Annotated in this window: 16 protein-coding genes; 9 read left to right on the top strand and 7 right to left on the bottom strand. The window is 50.0% G+C overall.

From position 1 onward, the window contains the following. Positions 1 to 55: 55 nt before the first annotated feature. Both H6G21_RS16170 and H6G21_RS16165 read left to right on the top strand, forming a co-directional pair. Complete coding sequence (locus H6G21_RS16170; protein WP_190574465.1) at positions 56 to 295, top strand: hypothetical protein; 240 nt, start codon at positions 56 to 58, stop codon at positions 293 to 295. A 54-nt stretch (positions 296 to 349) separates the two neighbouring features. Further along, positions 350 to 1,000 (top strand): hypothetical protein, encoded by a 651-nt coding sequence (locus H6G21_RS16165; RefSeq protein WP_190574464.1) that lies wholly within the window; start codon positions 350 to 352, stop codon positions 998 to 1,000. Positions 1,001 to 1,346: 346 nt separating this feature from the next. Here H6G21_RS16165 and H6G21_RS16160 read toward each other — a convergent pair whose 3' ends face one another. Then, a complete protein-coding gene (locus H6G21_RS16160) occupies positions 1,347 to 3,233 on the bottom strand; it encodes a type IV secretion system DNA-binding domain-containing protein (RefSeq protein ID WP_242041874.1) in 1,887 nt (628 codons plus the stop codon). A gap of 213 nt (positions 3,234 to 3,446) precedes the next feature. Here H6G21_RS16160 and H6G21_RS16155 point away from each other — a divergent pair, with 213 nt between their 5' ends. Beyond that, the gene (locus H6G21_RS16155) at positions 3,447 to 4,553 is read left to right on the top strand and encodes a DUF5895 domain-containing protein (protein WP_190574463.1); all 1,107 of its coding nucleotides are present in this window, start codon (positions 3,447 to 3,449) and stop codon (positions 4,551 to 4,553) included. A gap of 103 nt (positions 4,554 to 4,656) precedes the next feature. Here the strand turns inward: H6G21_RS16155 and H6G21_RS16150 are convergent, their stop codons facing one another. The 4 genes from H6G21_RS16150 to H6G21_RS16135 all read right to left on the bottom strand — a co-directional run bounded on the left by H6G21_RS16150 (position 4,657) and on the right by H6G21_RS16135 (position 8,617). Next, entirely contained in the window at positions 4,657 to 5,280 is a 624-nt protein-coding gene (locus H6G21_RS16150) for a hypothetical protein (protein ID WP_190574462.1), read from the bottom strand. Positions 5,281 to 5,305: 25 nt separating this feature from the next. After that, on the bottom strand, positions 5,306 to 5,782 hold the full coding sequence (locus H6G21_RS16145; RefSeq protein WP_190574461.1) for a hypothetical protein: 477 nt from the start codon (positions 5,780 to 5,782) through the stop codon (positions 5,306 to 5,308). A 94-nt stretch (positions 5,783 to 5,876) separates the two neighbouring features. Continuing rightward, complete coding sequence (locus H6G21_RS25735; protein ID WP_190574460.1) at positions 5,877 to 8,288, bottom strand: M23 family metallopeptidase; 2,412 nt, start codon at positions 8,286 to 8,288, stop codon at positions 5,877 to 5,879. A gap of 23 nt (positions 8,289 to 8,311) precedes the next feature. Then, positions 8,312 to 8,617, bottom strand: coding sequence for a hypothetical protein (locus H6G21_RS16135; protein WP_190574459.1), 306 nt, complete (start codon positions 8,615 to 8,617; stop codon positions 8,312 to 8,314). Positions 8,618 to 8,751: 134 nt separating this feature from the next. Here H6G21_RS16135 and H6G21_RS16130 point away from each other — a divergent pair, with 134 nt between their 5' ends. The 3 genes from H6G21_RS16130 to H6G21_RS16120 all read left to right on the top strand — a co-directional run bounded on the left by H6G21_RS16130 (position 8,752) and on the right by H6G21_RS16120 (position 11,762). Next, positions 8,752 to 9,420, top strand: a complete 669-nt coding sequence (locus H6G21_RS16130) for a hypothetical protein (protein ID WP_190574458.1) — start codon at positions 8,752 to 8,754, stop codon at positions 9,418 to 9,420. Between the two features lie 60 nt (positions 9,421 to 9,480). Continuing rightward, complete coding sequence (locus H6G21_RS16125; protein ID WP_190574457.1) at positions 9,481 to 11,292, top strand: bifunctional 3'-5' exonuclease/DNA polymerase; 1,812 nt, start codon at positions 9,481 to 9,483, stop codon at positions 11,290 to 11,292. Between the two features lie 137 nt (positions 11,293 to 11,429). Next, positions 11,430 to 11,762 carry a hypothetical protein gene (locus tag H6G21_RS16120; RefSeq protein ID WP_190574456.1) on the top strand — a complete coding sequence of 111 codons (333 nt, stop codon included), beginning with the start codon at positions 11,430 to 11,432 and terminating at the stop codon, positions 11,760 to 11,762. On the opposite strand, the gene H6G21_RS16115 is transcribed toward H6G21_RS16120, so the two are convergent. Further along, positions 11,759 to 13,321, bottom strand: a complete 1,563-nt coding sequence (locus tag H6G21_RS16115) for an AAA family ATPase (RefSeq protein ID WP_190574455.1) — start codon at positions 13,319 to 13,321, stop codon at positions 11,759 to 11,761. The two genes, H6G21_RS16120 and H6G21_RS16115, sit on opposite strands and share 4 nt — an antisense overlap. Before the next feature lie 161 nt (positions 13,322 to 13,482). Here H6G21_RS16115 and H6G21_RS16110 point away from each other — a divergent pair, with 161 nt between their 5' ends. The 3 genes from H6G21_RS16110 (at position 13,483) to H6G21_RS16100 (ending at position 16,057) form a co-directional block, all read left to right on the top strand. Then, positions 13,483 to 14,133 carry a primosomal protein gene (locus tag H6G21_RS16110; RefSeq protein ID WP_190574454.1) on the top strand — a complete coding sequence of 217 codons (651 nt, stop codon included), beginning with the start codon at positions 13,483 to 13,485 and terminating at the stop codon, positions 14,131 to 14,133. 207 nt (positions 14,134 to 14,340) lie between these two features. Beyond that, positions 14,341 to 14,775 (top strand): hypothetical protein, encoded by a 435-nt coding sequence (locus H6G21_RS16105; RefSeq protein WP_190574453.1) that lies wholly within the window; start codon positions 14,341 to 14,343, stop codon positions 14,773 to 14,775. Between the two features lie 214 nt (positions 14,776 to 14,989). After that, positions 14,990 to 16,057, top strand: a complete 1,068-nt coding sequence (locus tag H6G21_RS16100; RefSeq protein WP_190574491.1) for a PDDEXK nuclease domain-containing protein — start codon at positions 14,990 to 14,992, stop codon at positions 16,055 to 16,057. Positions 16,058 to 16,125: 68 nt separating this feature from the next. Here H6G21_RS16100 and H6G21_RS16095 read toward each other — a convergent pair whose 3' ends face one another. Further along, positions 16,126 to 16,662: a hypothetical protein gene (locus H6G21_RS16095; RefSeq protein WP_190574452.1), complete on the bottom strand. Its 537-nt coding sequence runs from the start codon at positions 16,660 to 16,662 to the stop codon at positions 16,126 to 16,128. Positions 16,663 to 16,685: the final 23 nt, after the last annotated feature.

Raw genomic sequence — 16,685 nt, 5'->3', positions numbered from 1 at the left:
TTTTCTCCCCTAGCGGGGTAAATGGGCAGTTTTGACATCCCTTTCAGCAATACTTATGGAACCTGCTCAATTTCATCAACTTAGAAAAGCACTTGGCACCTTCTACTGGGACAACGGATTTGAAACTTTCTGCCATGTAACTGGATTTGATCCACAGTTTCAACATGCTCAAGAGAAGTGGCAGCAATTTTCAACTTGTATTCAAGCGATGGGACAACTGGACGATCGCGCCTGGGAAAAGTTGCTAGAAGCCAGTCTGGCTACCCAACAAATCGAGCCGCTACTGCCTAGATAGAGACTGTAGCGGCGACAACCGCCGCATAGGTAGGATAGTTATCCCTTCTTACCTATGGCACTTTTTACCCTGGCTGATCTGCATCAAGTTCATCAACGTCAACAGCCTCTTTTGGGGTTACGCACTCATGAATCAGAATTTGCCTTTGATCCAGCCGATCCAGCCAACTTCCAGTTGTTGATGAAACAGCTATTTCTGGGACTGCCAGTACAACCTCTTTTGGATACTCACCCATTGATCGCTCGATGGGTCGCTGAAGTCCAAGAACTGGTTCCAGAGCTTTTCCAGGGTAGGAAAAAACTCTGGATTGATGCGCCAATGATTGCTCCTCTGACGACTGGAGACACTCCAATTTTCATTCAAGTTCAGGTTAACTACGGTCTTCGACGAGGGATACCCAGACTTTATGAATGGGCGATTCGCTCTGAAAAACCAACCTGGCAAGATGCTGTAAAGCTTTGGGTGATGTCTGTGCATTACGCCATTCCTCCAGAGAAGTTATCCCTGATTATTTTGGCACTGCATCCAGTTCTACCAGCTCAAAAACTCCGGTTGCAGTGGAATCAAACGCAACAGGATCAGACGCAGCAGTGGTTAATACAGCTCCTGACGCAGCCTATCAACCTTCCAGTGCCTGAAATCCACACGAACACTGATTATTCGGTGCTGTTGAACCTAGATGCGATTCCAGAAGTGCCTCTCTAGCAAGAAATTAACAGTATTTCACTCCACTCCTTATTTGAAAGAATGCAAGGTATTCGTCATGACAACACGATCGCCACAATCAAACGATCCTACACGCGCAATTCCAGTCTTAAACCCAACGGTTCCAATGCCAGAGTTTTCATTCTTCCAAATCGTTAAAGTCAGAACAACAAAGGAAGTTGGAACAATTGTGGGAATGTGGTGTGTACAAACGGAAGGGCAGTCTTATCAATGGCTTTATCGATTAGAAGGATTGACAGAACGGAGTACAACCTGGTGGCAAGAATTGCAGATTCGTAGTTTAGATCGTAGACAAAATCGTTAATGTGGTTGTGTTGCTATCGAACTATTCCTGCAAACCAGGTGCTGTAAAAGTCCGTTTAGGGAAATGATCGAGTGCATCAGCTTCAGCACCACTTTTTGATGGCGAAGCTGGTGTTTCTCCTTCATCGGGAAGTGGTAACATTCGCTCTGCTTCTTCAATTCGCGCATACAAGGCTTGAGTTAGTGCGTCTACGTTTGGCAGAATCACTTGACTCTCCAAGCCTGCTCGCACTTGCGCTTCCCATAATGTCTCACTCTCCTTTGCGCGTTTCTCATCTGTTTTAGAGACAGGAATAATCAACGGATAAGGAATTGATGCCTGTCCGCCTGAACTATAGCCAGGACTGGTGATCACGCATTTGCCTTGAGGAAATTTGAGAATTTCATCGGCGCTGATCACCGGCATTTTTTGCAGATTCTCACTCCAGCTAATCGAACGGCTCATTTGTCCACCGAGAGATCGCCCTGTCGTTCGATTTTTGATTAGCACTTCTTTTTCACCGTAACGTTTTGAGTAATCCTCAGCCGTTTTATGATTGCCGGGATTGAACAGGACATGGGTGCTACAGGCAGAGGCGATCGCCGCACCCATCTTGTCTCCATAAATGTCATAGAGTTGATCTAAACTTTGAATACCCAGGATAAAGCAGGCTCCATTAGAGCGGTATTCGTTAATCCATTGTGGTAGGCGATCGAGTTTGATCGAGGGCAGCTCGTCTAGAGAGATAATCAGCGGGTCTTTGCGGGGTGTGCTGAGATTGCCCACAATCATTAAGTGAATCGCAGCAGCCAGCAGCGGACCTACCACACTGCGACGCTCATCATCTAGTTTAAATACTACGATCTCTCGTCCTTCCAAACGAGTTGGAATCGTTGATTTGCCAATAAAGGCTCGGAGCAGGTCTGCTTGAATGAACGATGAGAAGGTGCCTGCGGCGGTTGTCAGAATGCCAGAAATTGTTTTTTCAGCGTCCTTTGCGCTGAGGAACTGCACAAAAGAGGTAGCGACCCATTCATCTAACTGTTTGGATTGCACCGCATAATCGATTCGATGCACCAAGTTAGGCAGGCGCAACACAGCGTAGAGCATTGCCATATCCGGGTAACGAGAACCCTTGACTAGTTGTAGCAATGCTTTTGCCAGTAGATCGCCTGCTTTAGTGAAAAACTCATCGCTCCGTCCACCATCACCCTCTCTGGCATTGCGGTTAATCACTTTACCAATTTCCCCCGCCATCACCCCATCTCTAGCATCTCTCATATAGTCCAGGGGATTAATCACACCGCTAAAAGACTCTCCCGGTGCAAAGACTCTGACCTGATAACCATAACGAGCGGCGAGGGGGACGTGAAGGCGCATTTGATCGCCTTTCTTGTCGTAGAGCAGAATCGGGAACCCCTGCTGCATTGCACTTTCTAACATGCGATCAATTGTAGAGTACGTCTTTCCAGAACCAGGAGCACCGATGACCAGTGTGCCCCGTTCTGAGCTGGGGAACCAAACTGTTGGGGATGCTCCCAATGTGGTTTGGATGGTTGTCATCACCCCGCGCCATGCTCCTTTCGCCCAGTAACGAGGTGTGCCAGACCAAAGCGTTACCTTATTGTGTTTGCGCTCCCGAATCTGTTTTAGTGACAGGCTGGTTGCAGATAGTTTCTCGGCAGTGCCACACAGCTTGCCTGTTGTAATCTTGCCCTTACCCGATCCACTGATGCGGAGCAGCAACAATACAACCAGTAATCCACCCAGCATCATCCAGCCCTGGGGATTGTTGTACTGCTGGAACATTTTGCCAAAATCGATCGCTGCCAATAATTGAGGATAGGACGGCACTTGCATCAAAGCAGTAGATGTATTGCTTTTACTGCCAGAAAGGGAGTTCCAATTGGTTGACAAGGGGAGAGGCATAGCAAGAGGCTGAGATTCTAGCGAAAATTCTAACGATCGCAGGTCGATGAGTGGATCAGCTACCTGGACATTTTTTTAGGGGGTGAGGCGATGCGATATCTTGCGCTGACTTGTCAGTTCGCGATCTCCAAAGGCTTAATGCCTAAATTCTGTTTCAGATAGCCTCTCAGGCTAACGCCTCAGCTTGGGGATAATTCATTTGGCTGCACTGCAATGGTTAAACCAACGAATTCTAGAAATAGCTCTACCAGCACTGCCAGAACGGGTGCTAAGACGGTTACTCCCAAATCACCAAAATCAACTGCGGCAACCAACTCTCGTTCGGCTAGAACCGACAGGGCGGAGCTAGAAGACTTTGAGGTTGACACAGATCTACTCAGCGATGTCTACAATCAGGTGCGCCGACCGCAGTTGCCTTATGGCATTGTGGTTAATGACAAGCCAGCCGGGATTCTGATTCCGATCGATCAGTTGGAGAAGGCTGGTTGGCTTGCGATGCCGGATGAAGATGACCTCACGACCGTTACTTTCACTGAAGATGTGACGGGTCTTTTGATTACGGAAGCCCGATTGCTCGTGCTGGCATTTGTGCCTGAATACATTCGCTACAAGTCGGATGTGGAAGATTTGGGCGGTACGGTGGTTGGACTCTATGACGAATACCGCAACAGCCTAGACAAGAAATCGATGGATGTCTGTTCAGAACATGCGCTGTTGTTTCTGGATGAGGATAATCAACCACTGCATACGATACCGATCGTGGTGCGGTTCAAAAATGTCGCGCTCTGGAGCTTTAAATCAGCCCGTGAGGAGTTCTACCGTGCCCTGGAAAAAACATTCGCTGACTACTTCAATGTGCCTTTCAGCGGCAAGAACGATCGATGGCGGAGTTTGGGCGTGTTGGAAGTGGAATTCAAAGCCGTCAAGGAAGGGGAGGGCAAGAACAAACACGACTGCTGTAAGACGGTGGCGTATACCAAACCGACGATCGAAACCTTACCTCTCCTCTATTTGGGCACTCCTGCAGCAAAATCGCTGATCTGGCAGCAACATGATGCGATCGCAGGATTCACGGAACCTCAATCTTTGCCTGCCTTGCCAGGTGAGGTAGAAGCGGTTGAAGTCGAGGTATTGCCGCCTCACAAGAATGGTACGGCTAGCAAAGCCTCAAATGCTAAACCTTCTACAAAACCTCCAAGGAAAATCAAGCAGATCGAAGAGGATGAAGATTTCCTGGATGATCTGGAGAACTCAGATGCAGAGTTAGATGATGAGGACTTTGATTTTGAAGATGATGACTTGGATGATGACGAGGAGTAGTCTAATTTATCTCTATTAATTGTTCTGGATCAACCCCTGCTGGAGCTGAATTGGCTACAGCAGCTTTTTTGCTTGCTGCTGAAGGACTAATGTTGAAAGTCATTCAGGACGTGAAGAGTTGACTATCGGCAAGCTGATAGCGATCGCCGTTAAAACAGTAATTCAACTGTCGTAAGCGTTCGGCTTTGCCGTCTCGGAGAGAATCGCCCTCCATCTGTAGCACCTCCAGACAGGGCAGAGCCTGACCCCGGTTTTCTCCTACTTGAAATAGCGACTTGTTCGCTGAAAGGTTCGGGTTGAGATAATTCTGGAACACTTCTACTGCGGGTTGATTCTCTCTTAACCAGTAGCCAGTGTAGAGGCAGCCCAAGGCTCCACATAGATTGGGAGTGTTGAAATTGAACAGGGTTAGTTTGCCTGCTTTTCCGTCTACAGTCCAGGCAAGCAGGGTTTCTTTGGCTTGTGCCACATCCAGATCCGTGTTCGCTTGAATCACTTGCTCCAGAACGGTTTCTGGGACTGTGGCTGTCGCTTTTTGCCAGGGAACCGTTGCTGCACTGGAACTGCAACCTGCCACGCCAATAAGTACTGATAACAGCAGAAACAGGCTAAAACCGATGCGAAACCAGTATCCTAGCTGCCATAACCAGTTAGGTGGTGTAGGGATGGTGGATGTACTCAGTTCCTGCTGCTGAATTGGAGCCAGGTTTGAAGCTGAATCTGTCATCGTAGGTTTCCTTTTCAACTTGCATTCACTGTTGAACCTGAACATTAGCAGGGATAGCAATGCCCAACTGCCGCAGCGCCCAGACTTCCTCTGCAAACCAGGTAGGATTCTGAGTTGAGGCTGCGCCCTGGTTGACCTGTTGCTGAAAACGCTCTTTACCAAGGCGCTGAATCTCTCGCCGGAATCGTGCCAACGTTAATTGTTGAGCAACGGACTGGGGCACAACACTAGCAAAGGAAACGCGATCGCCCATCGGATTAAAAAATACTTCCTCGCAGCGCCCATTCGTGACCGCGATAATCAAATTAGTCGGCGCTTGGCTATTTTCGGTATAGGTTGCTAGTAAGTAATAGTCCTTGCCCTGTAATCGACTAGAGCCGATCAGTTCACTCCGAACAATGGGTTGTCGAGTTTGTTGAGGAATGCAACGACTGACGGTTTCTGGGATTCCAGGGGTTTGAGCGTCAAGCGGAAGATACCCTAAGCCGATAGTGAGCAACATTCCTACTGCTAAGGGTAGCCAGAAGGTTGCAGTCAAACGTCTGCCAATGGATCTCAGTGAAAATCGCTGATGGGATTGCATGATTGATTCCTCCTTAGAATTGAACCCGCTGTCTGGGATTGATGGAAGAGCCGCTGCGCCAGTTACCAGGGGTAGCGCCTTCAATCACTTCAAAGTGCAAGTGGGGTCCTGTGCCCAATCCACTTTGCCCACTACGGGCGATCGCCTGCCCCTGCCTCACTGGAGTACCCGCGTTCACGTCCATTGAATCCAGGTGAGCATAGAGCGTCATCCTGCCATTGGCATGTTCCACAATCATGGTTTTGCCATAGCCCGAAAGCCAACCTGCGTAAAGAACCTTGCCACCATCAGCCGCACGAACTGGTGTCCCGATCGGTGTTCCGATATCAATGCCAGCGTGATTGGAGCTACAACTAGCGCAAGGGCTAGAGCGAGGACCAAACTCACTGGTGACAGGGAAGCCTGGAGCAGGGTTGGTCAGCCTACCACTGACTTGTCCTGGTGTTCCACTGCCCTGGACTGCCTCATTGCTTTTGACTCCAGAGGAATTAGCGGTTGTCAGGGTGGCGCTGGGAGCACAGGTGAGTGTGCCATTGCCACCATTGCGATAGCGAGTTAGAGCAGCGCGACCGTAATCTCGTAGACTCAGACGACCCAGCGCATCAGAGCCTCCCCCATCCACGCGGCTGTAATCGCCACCGAAGTGTTTTTGGGCAACTCGTTCTAAGAGGCGATCGCCCGTAAAGGGTTGCCCTGTCGTTGGATCAATCTGTCCTCGTGTCACCTGTATTTTATTGGCGAGGTCTGCCATAAAGGCGCGATCCTGATCAGCAGGTGGAAAGAATTGAAACAGTTCTGCTTCAGTGGGTTGGTAGCCCTGTCCAATGCGATTTAAGAATCCCTGCCCCCCTGGCTTTGCAGCAATTAGCTGGACTGCATAGGGGTTGTAACTCATGAACTGGTAGCGACCTAACCCCCTCCCACAATTGCTTCCGCCATCCGCACAGGTATGAACTCCGACTGCCTGGTAACCGCCACTTCCAGCACTTTCGATGCTGGCGATCGATTCCGCCAATACATCTAAATCAATCCCTTGCACGGATTGTGCCGACACAGGCTGAACACTGCCGCCTAAATTACAGGGATTTCCCCCATTCCGATTGCCAGCAATAGTTTGGCTACTTCCAGGTTCTCGGCTGGCTCCAGTGGGTTGAGATGCCGCAGCAGCTCGTTGATCGCTCAAATCGCCCACAAACATCAAAGCATTGACTTTGTAGCTGAAAAACGGTACTGGACCAATAAAGTAGGGTGTACAACCCAGCGCATTGGCGCAGAAACGGAAGAATAGGGCAGTATCTACGGTATCTGTGGTTTCATCTGGCTCCATCACCACAACTTTGAAAGCAGAACCAAAGGGCAAGCGCCCTGTAGGTTCTCGACCACCATTCATCGATCGCAAGACACCCCAGCCACCCTGGACTTCCTGATATTTTCCTGAAATCCATTGCTTGCCTTCCAGCCTGCCACGCGCACTACGTCCAGCGTTCTCCAAATCATCCAGTTCAACATAGGCGCAATCCGTTTCAGCACAGGGGACAGAAAAGCCCTGAACATCGGAGCCAGAAATAGTGTTATTGCGTTGTGCCTCTGCTGGGCCATACACCTGATCAACTCGCATGACTAGGCTACCTAGTTCAGCGATCGGGTTGGGCATTGACCCTAATGGCACCTGACCCAACCCTGGAATACCTTTCACAAAGCTGTTCATCCAGCCTTCAAATTGTTGGAGTTGAACGGCTTCCAGGTTAGGAATAGAAGTGACAGAAAAGCGAGAAAGATCAATTTCCTTTAAGCGGAGCTGTCCAACCTGGGGGTGCTGTGCCAACACTTCAGCCAGCGTCTGATCAGAGACATTAATGCCGATGGCTTTGGCAGCGAGAAGAGCCGCGACAGGAGCGATCGCCCGCACATTGGTCTGCGCCAACCCCGGCACCACCTTTGCCAGATGGCTTAAGGTTTGGTCGGCTGCCAGCGTAAACGCACTCAAGGCAATTTGATTGAGATCGAGGTTGGTGAGTTGGGCGATCGCCCTGGGTGAAAAGACCTCTGCCTGAAATGCCTGCGAGATATCCCCCAGCTTCAAATACTGATCGGGAGTCATGCCAGCGCTCCAATTGCGGCTCAGGTCATACCCCAACATTTGGCTGTAGGGCTTGCCATCGACCGAGCCAGAGCGACTGATACCCGGCATCTGCGACAAAGAGATCCGGTTCCAGTCGGGCAACAAAAATTGCGTTGCAGGCAATCCCGATTGACTCCCTGCAATTTCTAGAATTCGCGTGGGTAGGCTGCCGTCGTCGATCGTGCGACCAAACGCAGGTGCAACCAGCCCGCAAAGGGTGATGACAATCAAGCACAGTGAAATGAGCCATGCCAGAACACGCTGCCTTTTGAAGCCGTCTGGCGTTCTCAGTGGGGTATTCATGACATCAGGCAGGGTCGAGGGGATTAAAGCTCCAGTTCGGGTGCAGAAAAGGTACGCTCTGTTTTCGGCTGATAAGCGGAACCCTTGCCATAGCCCTTTAAGTGAGGGTTGGGGTTGGCGGCTGATTCTGAGTAGGGTGTATCGCCAAAATTTTGTTCAAAGATGTTTTCCTGATAGCCATCACTGAAGTGATCAGTTTGCCAAGGATTCGTGCCAGCCCCAGAGATTGATTGTTCGCTACCAGCACCAGTAGTTTGATAGCCACCCGTTTGATAACCACTGGTGCTGTCAGGGGTGGTATTGAAATCGGGAGTTGATTCGGTGTTCATCGCGCAAGCATCCATACGAAACGATATGCTTGCCAGCCTATAAAGCTTGACTCGGTACTGACCTCAACCAGGTGGATAACAACGCTCCAGCCAACTGGCTGTTTGTAGGGACACCCCTACAAGAGGCTTGCGCTGTGGATCAACTGAGTTTTATTCCTGAAGAGTTGGTGCGAACCCTTCAACAAGATGCTGGTAATGAAGATACCCGTTGCTCATCCAGCACCCTGGAAATGTTGCGGCTTTTGGCATCCCTTGATGTTCCGAAAGAATTGCTAGCGTGCATGTTGGAGATGGCAGAGTTTTCGATTCATCATGTTCGGTATTTAGCGGGACCCTTGGTATTGCACCGCAGTTTGTGGAGTGATGTTATTCCAAGTTGGTTGAAGGTTGCCTGTGTAAAAGATCGCTTTGATCTCATCCTTTCTGAATATGAGCAGGATCAAGTGGGAGACTACGCTACACCCACTGAAGTGCTGACCTATATGATGCCTGCCAGCTTTGAAGCTCCCATGCATCGCGACTACTCTGACCTCTACATCTGGGCTGGAAATGAGGTGATGCGGAAGCATAACAAATTACCCAAAGGGGCTGACAATTTTTATGAATTGATTAGTGGGCATCCGATTGAATTCAGCGCAGTCAAAAATGATTTTCAAGATTTGAGTCGATCGATTCGTCAGAGTGTGGTGAAACATGCTGCTCAGCAAGGATGGGGAAAACGACGCAATCGGGCAAAGGCAGAAGCAATCTCGGCTGACCCAGCTCAAGTATCCGATCAGCCAGAACAAGTCAGTTTGTTCTGAATCACCGGAGATGGTTGGTGCTACCGCCCCTTCAAGCTAGTCCTCCATCCATTTCCGATTATGCCTGCCTCCCAAACTCACCCTCATTTGCAAGAGGTCACCTATCAACTGATTACGTCAGGGAAAGAACTTGAATTGGCACTGCGCTTGCGTAGCCTCTCCGGAGGAGAATCGCTAAACCAGGCTCCTATGCTTGGATTGGACTGCGAGACAACTGGGTTAGATCCTCACATTCATACGATTCGGCTCATTCAGCTTGCAGTCCCGGATCAGCCAGTGATGCTCATTGATTTACCCCAGATTGCTTCCTGCGATCGCCACCCGCTGCAACAGATCCTCTCCAGCCCTGTGCTCAAAATTACTCACAACGGCAAATTTGACTGGCAGTTCCTTGCCCAAGCAGGACTCCAACCCGCTCCCCCCTTTTTCGATACCCAACTTGCCTATCGTGTGTTGACGGCAGGACTGAAAACCAGTCTCTCGTTGCAGACGCTTGCTCAAAAGCTATTGAATATAGAACTGGATAAAACCCAACAGGTCAGTGATTGGAGCAAGCCCCTGACCCCAAAACAGTTACAGTATGCGGCGTTGGATGCTGCAATTTTATTGGAACTGTACCCGATCCTGGTCAAGAAGTTGGAGCGATCGCACCTCCTCAAAATTGCCCAACTGGAGTTTCACTGTATGCCTGCGGTGGCTCAGATGGAGCTGAATGGGATGTTGCTGGATCTCTCCCGCTGGAAAAGTTTGGGGGCAAAGCTGGAGAGCGATCGGGATGCGGCACTTCATCAGCTCAGCCAACTCCGGATCGCTGGTAACGCTCAGATGTCCTTGCTACCAGAAATGACAGATACGATTAACCCAAATTCCCACCAGCAGGTACTTGTAGCACTGCAAGCGGTTGGCATTCCAGTAAACTCAACCAACCAAAAGGAACTGGTTCCCCTGGCGAAACAGTATCCTGTAATTCGAGCGTTGTTGGATTACCGCCACCTTTCTAAAATTACTGCTACCTTTGCCGACAGCCTGCCCAAACATATCCATCCCGTAACAGGGAGGATTCACCCGACCTACTATCAGCTTGGAGCCAGGTCGGGTCGGTTCTCTTGTCGCAATCCACCTTTGCAAACCATTCCTCGCGATGCCGCAGCTCGAACCTGTTTTGTTGCTGCACCCGGCTACAGGATTGTGCGAGCAGATTACTCCCAGATTGAACTGAGGATTGTTGCCCGTTTGAGTGGCGATGCTCAGATGCAACGAGCGTATCGTAGGGGTGAGGATCTGCATCAACTAACCGCAGCTTTGGTGACTGGGAAAGCGATCGACGCGGTGAGTGAGGAAGATCGACGGCTTGCCAAAGCCATCAACTTTGGGCTGATCTATGGTATGGGTGCCGCCAAACTTCAGAGCTACGCGGAAACAAAGTATGGGGTCATTTTATCTCTGGAGCAGGCAAAGGCATTCCGAAAACGATTCTTTGAAGCCTACGCCGGAGTAGCAGAATGGCATGAGACGATTAAGCGCAGTTACATTCGGGGAATAAAGGAGAGCCGTACACTGGCAGGACGGCGGCGCAGGTGGGCAGATAAACCCAGGCTGGCAGAGCTGCTGAATCATCCAGTCCAGGGATTGAATGCTGACATCACGAAATTGGCGTTAGTGAAACTCAACAAAGTGTTGGCAGAGACAGGAGCAAAGCTGATTTGCACAGTTCATGATGAGATCCTTCTGGAGTGTCCTGTGGCTGAGGCGAAACATATCAGTTATCTCCTACGTCACTGTATGGTTGCAGCGGCTCGGAAGTTTCTGCATCCGATCCCGGTCGTCGTGGACATCAAAATTTCAGCTAGTTGGGGTGGCGATGAGGCTTAGAGAATAGTTTTGCCTTTATAACGAGTCGAGTTTTCCCTAAGCAAAAGCAGTACGGATGAATCTGGACTTAGGGAATAAAACAAGCTAAATATCCCTAAGTATTCCCTAAGCAAATTTTGCGGAGTCAGGGGTGGGAGATGCCAAAGCGGAGCAAAGCAGCGCGGTTGATTCAGGAACTCCAGGATTGGAGTGATGAAGAGCTAGGGGATCTGGTTGAAATGATTCAGGGGCTATTGGAGTCGCGGCGGGAGGAGGCAGAGGAGGAGAAGCAGGAGACTCGTGAGGATGGCACACCGCTAGGGAAGCATGGGGGACGAGGGCATATTGAATTGAAGATGATTCCTGACTCTAAAACAGGGAAGACTTATGGACCTTACCGCTACCTGCGCTATTGGGGGATAACGAAGAAGGGAGGAATGGGACTAAAAAGTGTCTATCTGGGCAAAGTAACCTCTGATTCTCAAGACTAGCTATCAAACAACTCTCGGTGGATATAAGCGAAGCTTGACCGATCGCCCCCACTTGTAGGTCTTGCATAGGTCGCCTGATTCCGAATTGCCTGCATCTGCTCAGATTCCCGTTCCATCGCTGGTGTGAACTGTTGTCGCTGCCCCAACAGATCCCCCAGTTCAATCTGCCCCGGTTTGCGCTTGTAAAACGCTTCCTCTGCACAGCGCCGCACCGCATTCCCAATCTCAGCAGGGGTGCAAATGCGGTACTCTGTCAAAAGCCTGCGCCATTGGTCATCTGTCCAGGGCGATTGACCATTCCCTCGAAATGCTGGGAAGTACTTTGCCAGATGTAGATTGAACACCTCATATCTAGCTCCCTCATGGGGCAAATCCACGAAGAAGATGTCCTCGAATCGCCGTACCAATTCAGGTGGTAGCAGTCCTAAACGATTGACGGTTGCGATCGTGTAGATCGGCTCCTGGTGTTCCTGCATCCAGGTCAGTAGAGTTGCCGACAGACGACGGGCGATTCCGCCATCAACGTTAGAGTCCCAACCTGCAAAACCCTTGTCAAAGTCATCCCAGTAAAGGACACAGGGAGCCAGAGACGTGACCACCGCAATGAATTCCTTCAAAGCGCGATCGGGGTTTGGGCTACTCAAGAGAATGCCCCAATTTGCCGCCAGCAAAGGTAAACCCATCTTCCTAGCGGCCAGTTTGGCAGAGAGACTTTTGCCTGTACCGGGTGGTCCCCACAGCACCATACCCGTGGGTAAGCTCAGCCCATATTGTTGAGCTTCGGGTCGAAGCAGAGAAGCGATCGCTTCCAACCGCCGCTCTAACAAATCCAATCCCGCAGCCGTGGGCACGTCCGGTTCTGCAATATACTCCAGCCCACGTCCCCGCAGCTTATTGATCTTGTGATCCAGAATCAATTGAACCAACGGCTCAGGGGTATCTGCAAACGTCAGCAGCCTGCCCAGCACCATTTCAATCTCACCCATTGGCAACCCCTGACAGGCCGCGCTCAATCGTTGCTGAGCTTCAGAGTCATCCTTGCCAATCCAGGGATGCCGGTTACAGAACTGAGTCACGATCGCTTCTACCTGCTGGCAATCGGGCATTGCATGAGACAGGACTGGAATAAAGGATTGCAGTTCCAGAGGCAGTTGAACGTAGGTTTCCAGCAAGACCCAATAATGGGACAGCGGGTTCCACAGCGCCTGGTGGTAAGCATTCAAGAGTTGGTAGCAACGTTGCTGGCTGATCTCTGCCACAGTGCTATTCAAAACCCCTTCCAGAAGATAAATGCCTGGTTCCGGCTGATCTAGTAAGGATTGAAGAATGTCTTGCTCTATCGTTTGCGTTGTGGGTTGTAGAAACAGCCTTCCGTGAGGTGCTACCAACTGCTGAAGCACTGAGTAACCAGGATTCCAGACATAAACTGGGAGCGATTTTGCCTTACTCCAATGATAAAACTGGCTCAACACCGTCATCCGATCCGGAGTCTGATATTCCAGCGCCACGATCGGAGCGTTCTGCTCGATCAGTTTTATCCAATCCTGCAACGGTTGCATGAGCTAAAGCTGTAAGGGTTCTCACCGTTTCTAACGAACTGGGCTTCATTCAGTCCTCAACCAGGTGGACACTTCTAAAATGACTGATCAAACTTCCAATGGAGGGAAATGCCGCTAATGCGGCGAGGGAGGGAAATCCTTGAATTTGGGAGTTTATTAAGATGGCAACAACCACAAAACCTCGCACCTCCAACGGCGCTCGCAACGGTGCCACCTCCAAAATGGCTAAACCTAACGGTACAGCCTCAGCCACCAAAGCCAAAGCACCAACGCTTGATGGACCGCCGGAAACTAACGCATCAGCACTGCTCAAAGAATTGCGGAACTTGGTATTCAAGGAGTACGGCGTAAAGCTGCAACTCCGGGATGCTCGTGTCTCTACCAAAATTGGGCATGCGACCCGCGAAAAGCTTGGGCTTGACATTGCCGCTCAGGTGAAGAAGAAGGGTGGTAACAAAAAGTTCGACTGGCAGCGATGGAATACGAAGGTGTTCCCGCGACTATTCGGACAACCCGATGCTCTGAAGTACCCACCAGAAGTGGTGGCGATCCTGATGAGCCTGCTGTATGACACCATTCGTACTGATCCAGAACAAGCGGTTGCAGACCTGGTGGAATTCAATCGGGCATCCCTAGAGCGCCGCAACTCATTCCAGGCTGAGCAGGATGACGACCTGGACGATTTGGAGGATGAACTGGACGATGACCTTGATGATCTCAGCGATGAATTGGATGACGAAGCCAGTGATGAACTGGACGACGAGCTAGATGACGAATTAGACGAGGATCTGGACGAAGAAGAGGACGAATAGCACATTCAGCTTCGTTCACTGTCTGATTGCTTGCCCTGCATTAGTTCGGCTGATGCAGGGTTCTTTTTTCCCGCCCACCTCCCTCGCACGCTGAAACTAAAGGCAGTAACAACTGCGGAAGGAATGAAAGCTCGGACTGCACGAAGCAGGCATCTGGCGATGCGATCGCGGTGAGAAATCCAACTCATTCATAAAGGAGCAATTCTCATGGTTACTGCAACTGCAACACGCAAATCTGTGAAAACCTCTGCACGCAAGGTACCGAAGCACACACCCGCTTTGCAACGGGTGATTCCCTATCAGGAGAAAGTTCGACTGATGGTGATTGAAGTGCTACGGGAGGAGTCTGGACGGGAACTAGCGGCATCTGCTCGTTTCAACGGACAGGAGTTCGATTGGGAACAGCACAATGCTCAGTTCCGCAAGGACTATGCCGAAACCTTACTCCGGGATCTGTTGACCTATGCTCGCAAGCTCTATGGATTGCAAAATTTGGATGAAGTGCGCGATCGCCGTGCAGCCCACAAAGCAACCCGCACGGGGCGTTTGAATGCGCTAAACGGCTTGAGTACAACGGATGACATGGATGCAGATGAGGAATTTGAAGTTGATCTGGAAGAAGACATCAACCTGGATGACTAACGCTTGAGCCGCAACCGTGGCTAACACCCAAACCCCGGCGGATGAGTCGGGGTTTTTCATTGCCGCCCGCCCACGTAGATGGGTTTTAACCATTGTCCAAGCGATCTTGGACGATTGGCGGCTGACACCGCGAGGTGCATACCTTTATTCTCAAGCCACTAAACTACCCCTCCTACGGTATAGTAAAAGCTGCCTCAGTTCATCTGTACCTTTTATGAGCATCGACCTGCGATCGGGCGACTACGACAAATTTCTGCATGGGTTGAAAGAGCGAATTCGCAATGCACAAACCCAGGCAGCTTTAGCCGTCAACCGAGAACTGGTGATGCTCTATTGGCAGATCGGGCGGGAAATTTTAATGCGTCAGCAAGAGCAAGGCTGGGGTGCAAAAGTCATCAGCAAGCTGGCAAAAGACCTGCAAAGTGCCTTTCCTGAAATGAAAGGCTTTTCTCGTACTAATTTGCTCTACATGCGTGCCTTTGCGGAAGCCTACCCGGATGAACAACTTGTCCAGCAGGTTGCTGGACAAATTCCCTGGTTTCATAACTGCATGCTGCTAGACAAGGTGAAAGATCCAGAGGAACGGCTGTGGTACATTCAGCAGACGATTCAACAGGGCTGGAGCCGTAGCGTCCTGACTCAGCGCGTCGAAAGTGGGCTATATCGACGGCAAGGAGCAGGAGTGCTGACGAACTTCACGCAAATGCTTCCTCAGCCACAATCAGATTTAGCGCAGCAAATTTTGCGCGATCCTTATAATTTTGACTTCCTGAGTCTAGGACATGAAGCACAGGAACGAGAACTAGAAACGGCTTTGATTCGGCACATCCGGGAATTTTTACTGGAGATGGGAGTTGGATTTTCGTTTGTTGGTAGTCAATATCCGATTCAGGTGAGTGGCAAGGAATACAGGCTGGATTTATTATTTTATCATTTTCGTCTGCATTGTTTTGTGGTGGTTGATTTAAAGACCGTTGAATTTGAGCCAGAATTTTCGGGCAAAATGAATTTTTATGTGTCGGCAGTAGATGATTTATTACGAAGCCCGATCGATAATCCAACCATTGGAATTGTTTTATGTAAAACTCAGGATCATACGGTGGTTGAGTATGCACTTCGAGATGTCAACAAGCCCATTGGGATTTCAACCTATCAACTCAAGAATGCCTTGCCAGAGTCACTCAAAGGTAATTTGCCTACCATTGAAGAGTTAGAAACTCAATTGAATATTTTATCAGTTGAAGTTGAAGAAGGACGAGACGTAGAAGAGCAACCGGATTGAGGTTCAACAGTTATCAATTATCCAGCAGCTTGCTGGACAATTCAGCGAAGATTCCTGGGACAAAGCGATCAGCTTGCAGGGGCGGGTTCGCAGCCAACACCACCGAAGGTTGGAACACTTGAATTTGAAAGCTTTCCAGTGACCAATTCATGAACTTGCTGATTTGAAAGTTGAGTGGGTTTCACCTCGATCGTGGTTTTTCCACCCTGATTAACCTGGATAATCGTGTCTGCCCAGTAAAATTGTTCTTGTGAAGGTTGGGAGTATGCCGGGTAGCAACCTTTTGAGGCGATCGCAACTTTATGCTGTATGGCAGACACGGATGGCAGACCAACTCCAGCCCGAACCAGCTTTGCCTCGCCAACTGGACCCCAAAGCTGAAGTTGAGTCGTGAGGCAGCGTTTTCCATCCTTGAGCGGTGCAATAATGTTGCCGCATACCTCAACATCCACGTTATAGAGCGGCGGATATTCTGGAATTGAAGAATTTTGCGCTTGAGTGGCTTCATTTCCGCCTCCTGTTGTTGCGCGAGGAGTGCAACCAACGGCAAGCAACCCCGCCACAGTTACAACTGTCCAGTATTGAGTAGCTTTACAAGTCCACATTGGTAAATTCCCCTCGAACTTTG

It is taken from the genome of Alkalinema sp. FACHB-956, assembly GCF_014697025.1.
Lineage (GTDB): Bacteria > Cyanobacteriota > Cyanobacteriia > Leptolyngbyales > Leptolyngbyaceae > Alkalinema.
Note: the sequence above shows the minus strand (reverse complement) of the source record. Positions and strands in the feature narration are given on the sequence as shown.

Coding starts and splice junctions, on each gene's coding strand:
- H6G21_RS16170 (WP_190574465.1), top strand. CDS start 56: ATGGAACCTGCTCAATTTCATCAACTTAGAAAAGCACTTGGCACCTTC.
- H6G21_RS16165 (WP_190574464.1), top strand. CDS start 350: ATGGCACTTTTTACCCTGGCTGATCTGCATCAAGTTCATCAACGTCAA.
- H6G21_RS16160 (WP_242041874.1), bottom strand. CDS start 3,233: ATGCCTCTCCCCTTGTCAACCAATTGGAACTCCCTTTCTGGCAGTAAA.
- H6G21_RS16155 (WP_190574463.1), top strand. CDS start 3,447: ATGGTTAAACCAACGAATTCTAGAAATAGCTCTACCAGCACTGCCAGA.
- H6G21_RS16150 (WP_190574462.1), bottom strand. CDS start 5,280: ATGACAGATTCAGCTTCAAACCTGGCTCCAATTCAGCAGCAGGAACTG.
- H6G21_RS16145 (WP_190574461.1), bottom strand. CDS start 5,782: ATGTTGCTCACTATCGGCTTAGGGTATCTTCCGCTTGACGCTCAAACC.
- H6G21_RS25735 (WP_190574460.1), bottom strand. CDS start 8,288: ATGAATACCCCACTGAGAACGCCAGACGGCTTCAAAAGGCAGCGTGTT.
- H6G21_RS16135 (WP_190574459.1), bottom strand. CDS start 8,617: ATGAACACCGAATCAACTCCCGATTTCAATACCACCCCTGACAGCACC.
- H6G21_RS16125 (WP_190574457.1), top strand. CDS start 9,481: ATGCCTGCCTCCCAAACTCACCCTCATTTGCAAGAGGTCACCTATCAA.
- H6G21_RS16120 (WP_190574456.1), top strand. CDS start 11,430: ATGCCAAAGCGGAGCAAAGCAGCGCGGTTGATTCAGGAACTCCAGGAT.
- H6G21_RS16115 (WP_190574455.1), bottom strand. CDS start 13,321: ATGCAACCGTTGCAGGATTGGATAAAACTGATCGAGCAGAACGCTCCG.
- H6G21_RS16110 (WP_190574454.1), top strand. CDS start 13,483: ATGGCAACAACCACAAAACCTCGCACCTCCAACGGCGCTCGCAACGGT.
- H6G21_RS16105 (WP_190574453.1), top strand. CDS start 14,341: ATGGTTACTGCAACTGCAACACGCAAATCTGTGAAAACCTCTGCACGC.
- H6G21_RS16100 (WP_190574491.1), top strand. CDS start 14,990: ATGAGCATCGACCTGCGATCGGGCGACTACGACAAATTTCTGCATGGG.
- H6G21_RS16095 (WP_190574452.1), bottom strand. CDS start 16,662: ATGTGGACTTGTAAAGCTACTCAATACTGGACAGTTGTAACTGTGGCG.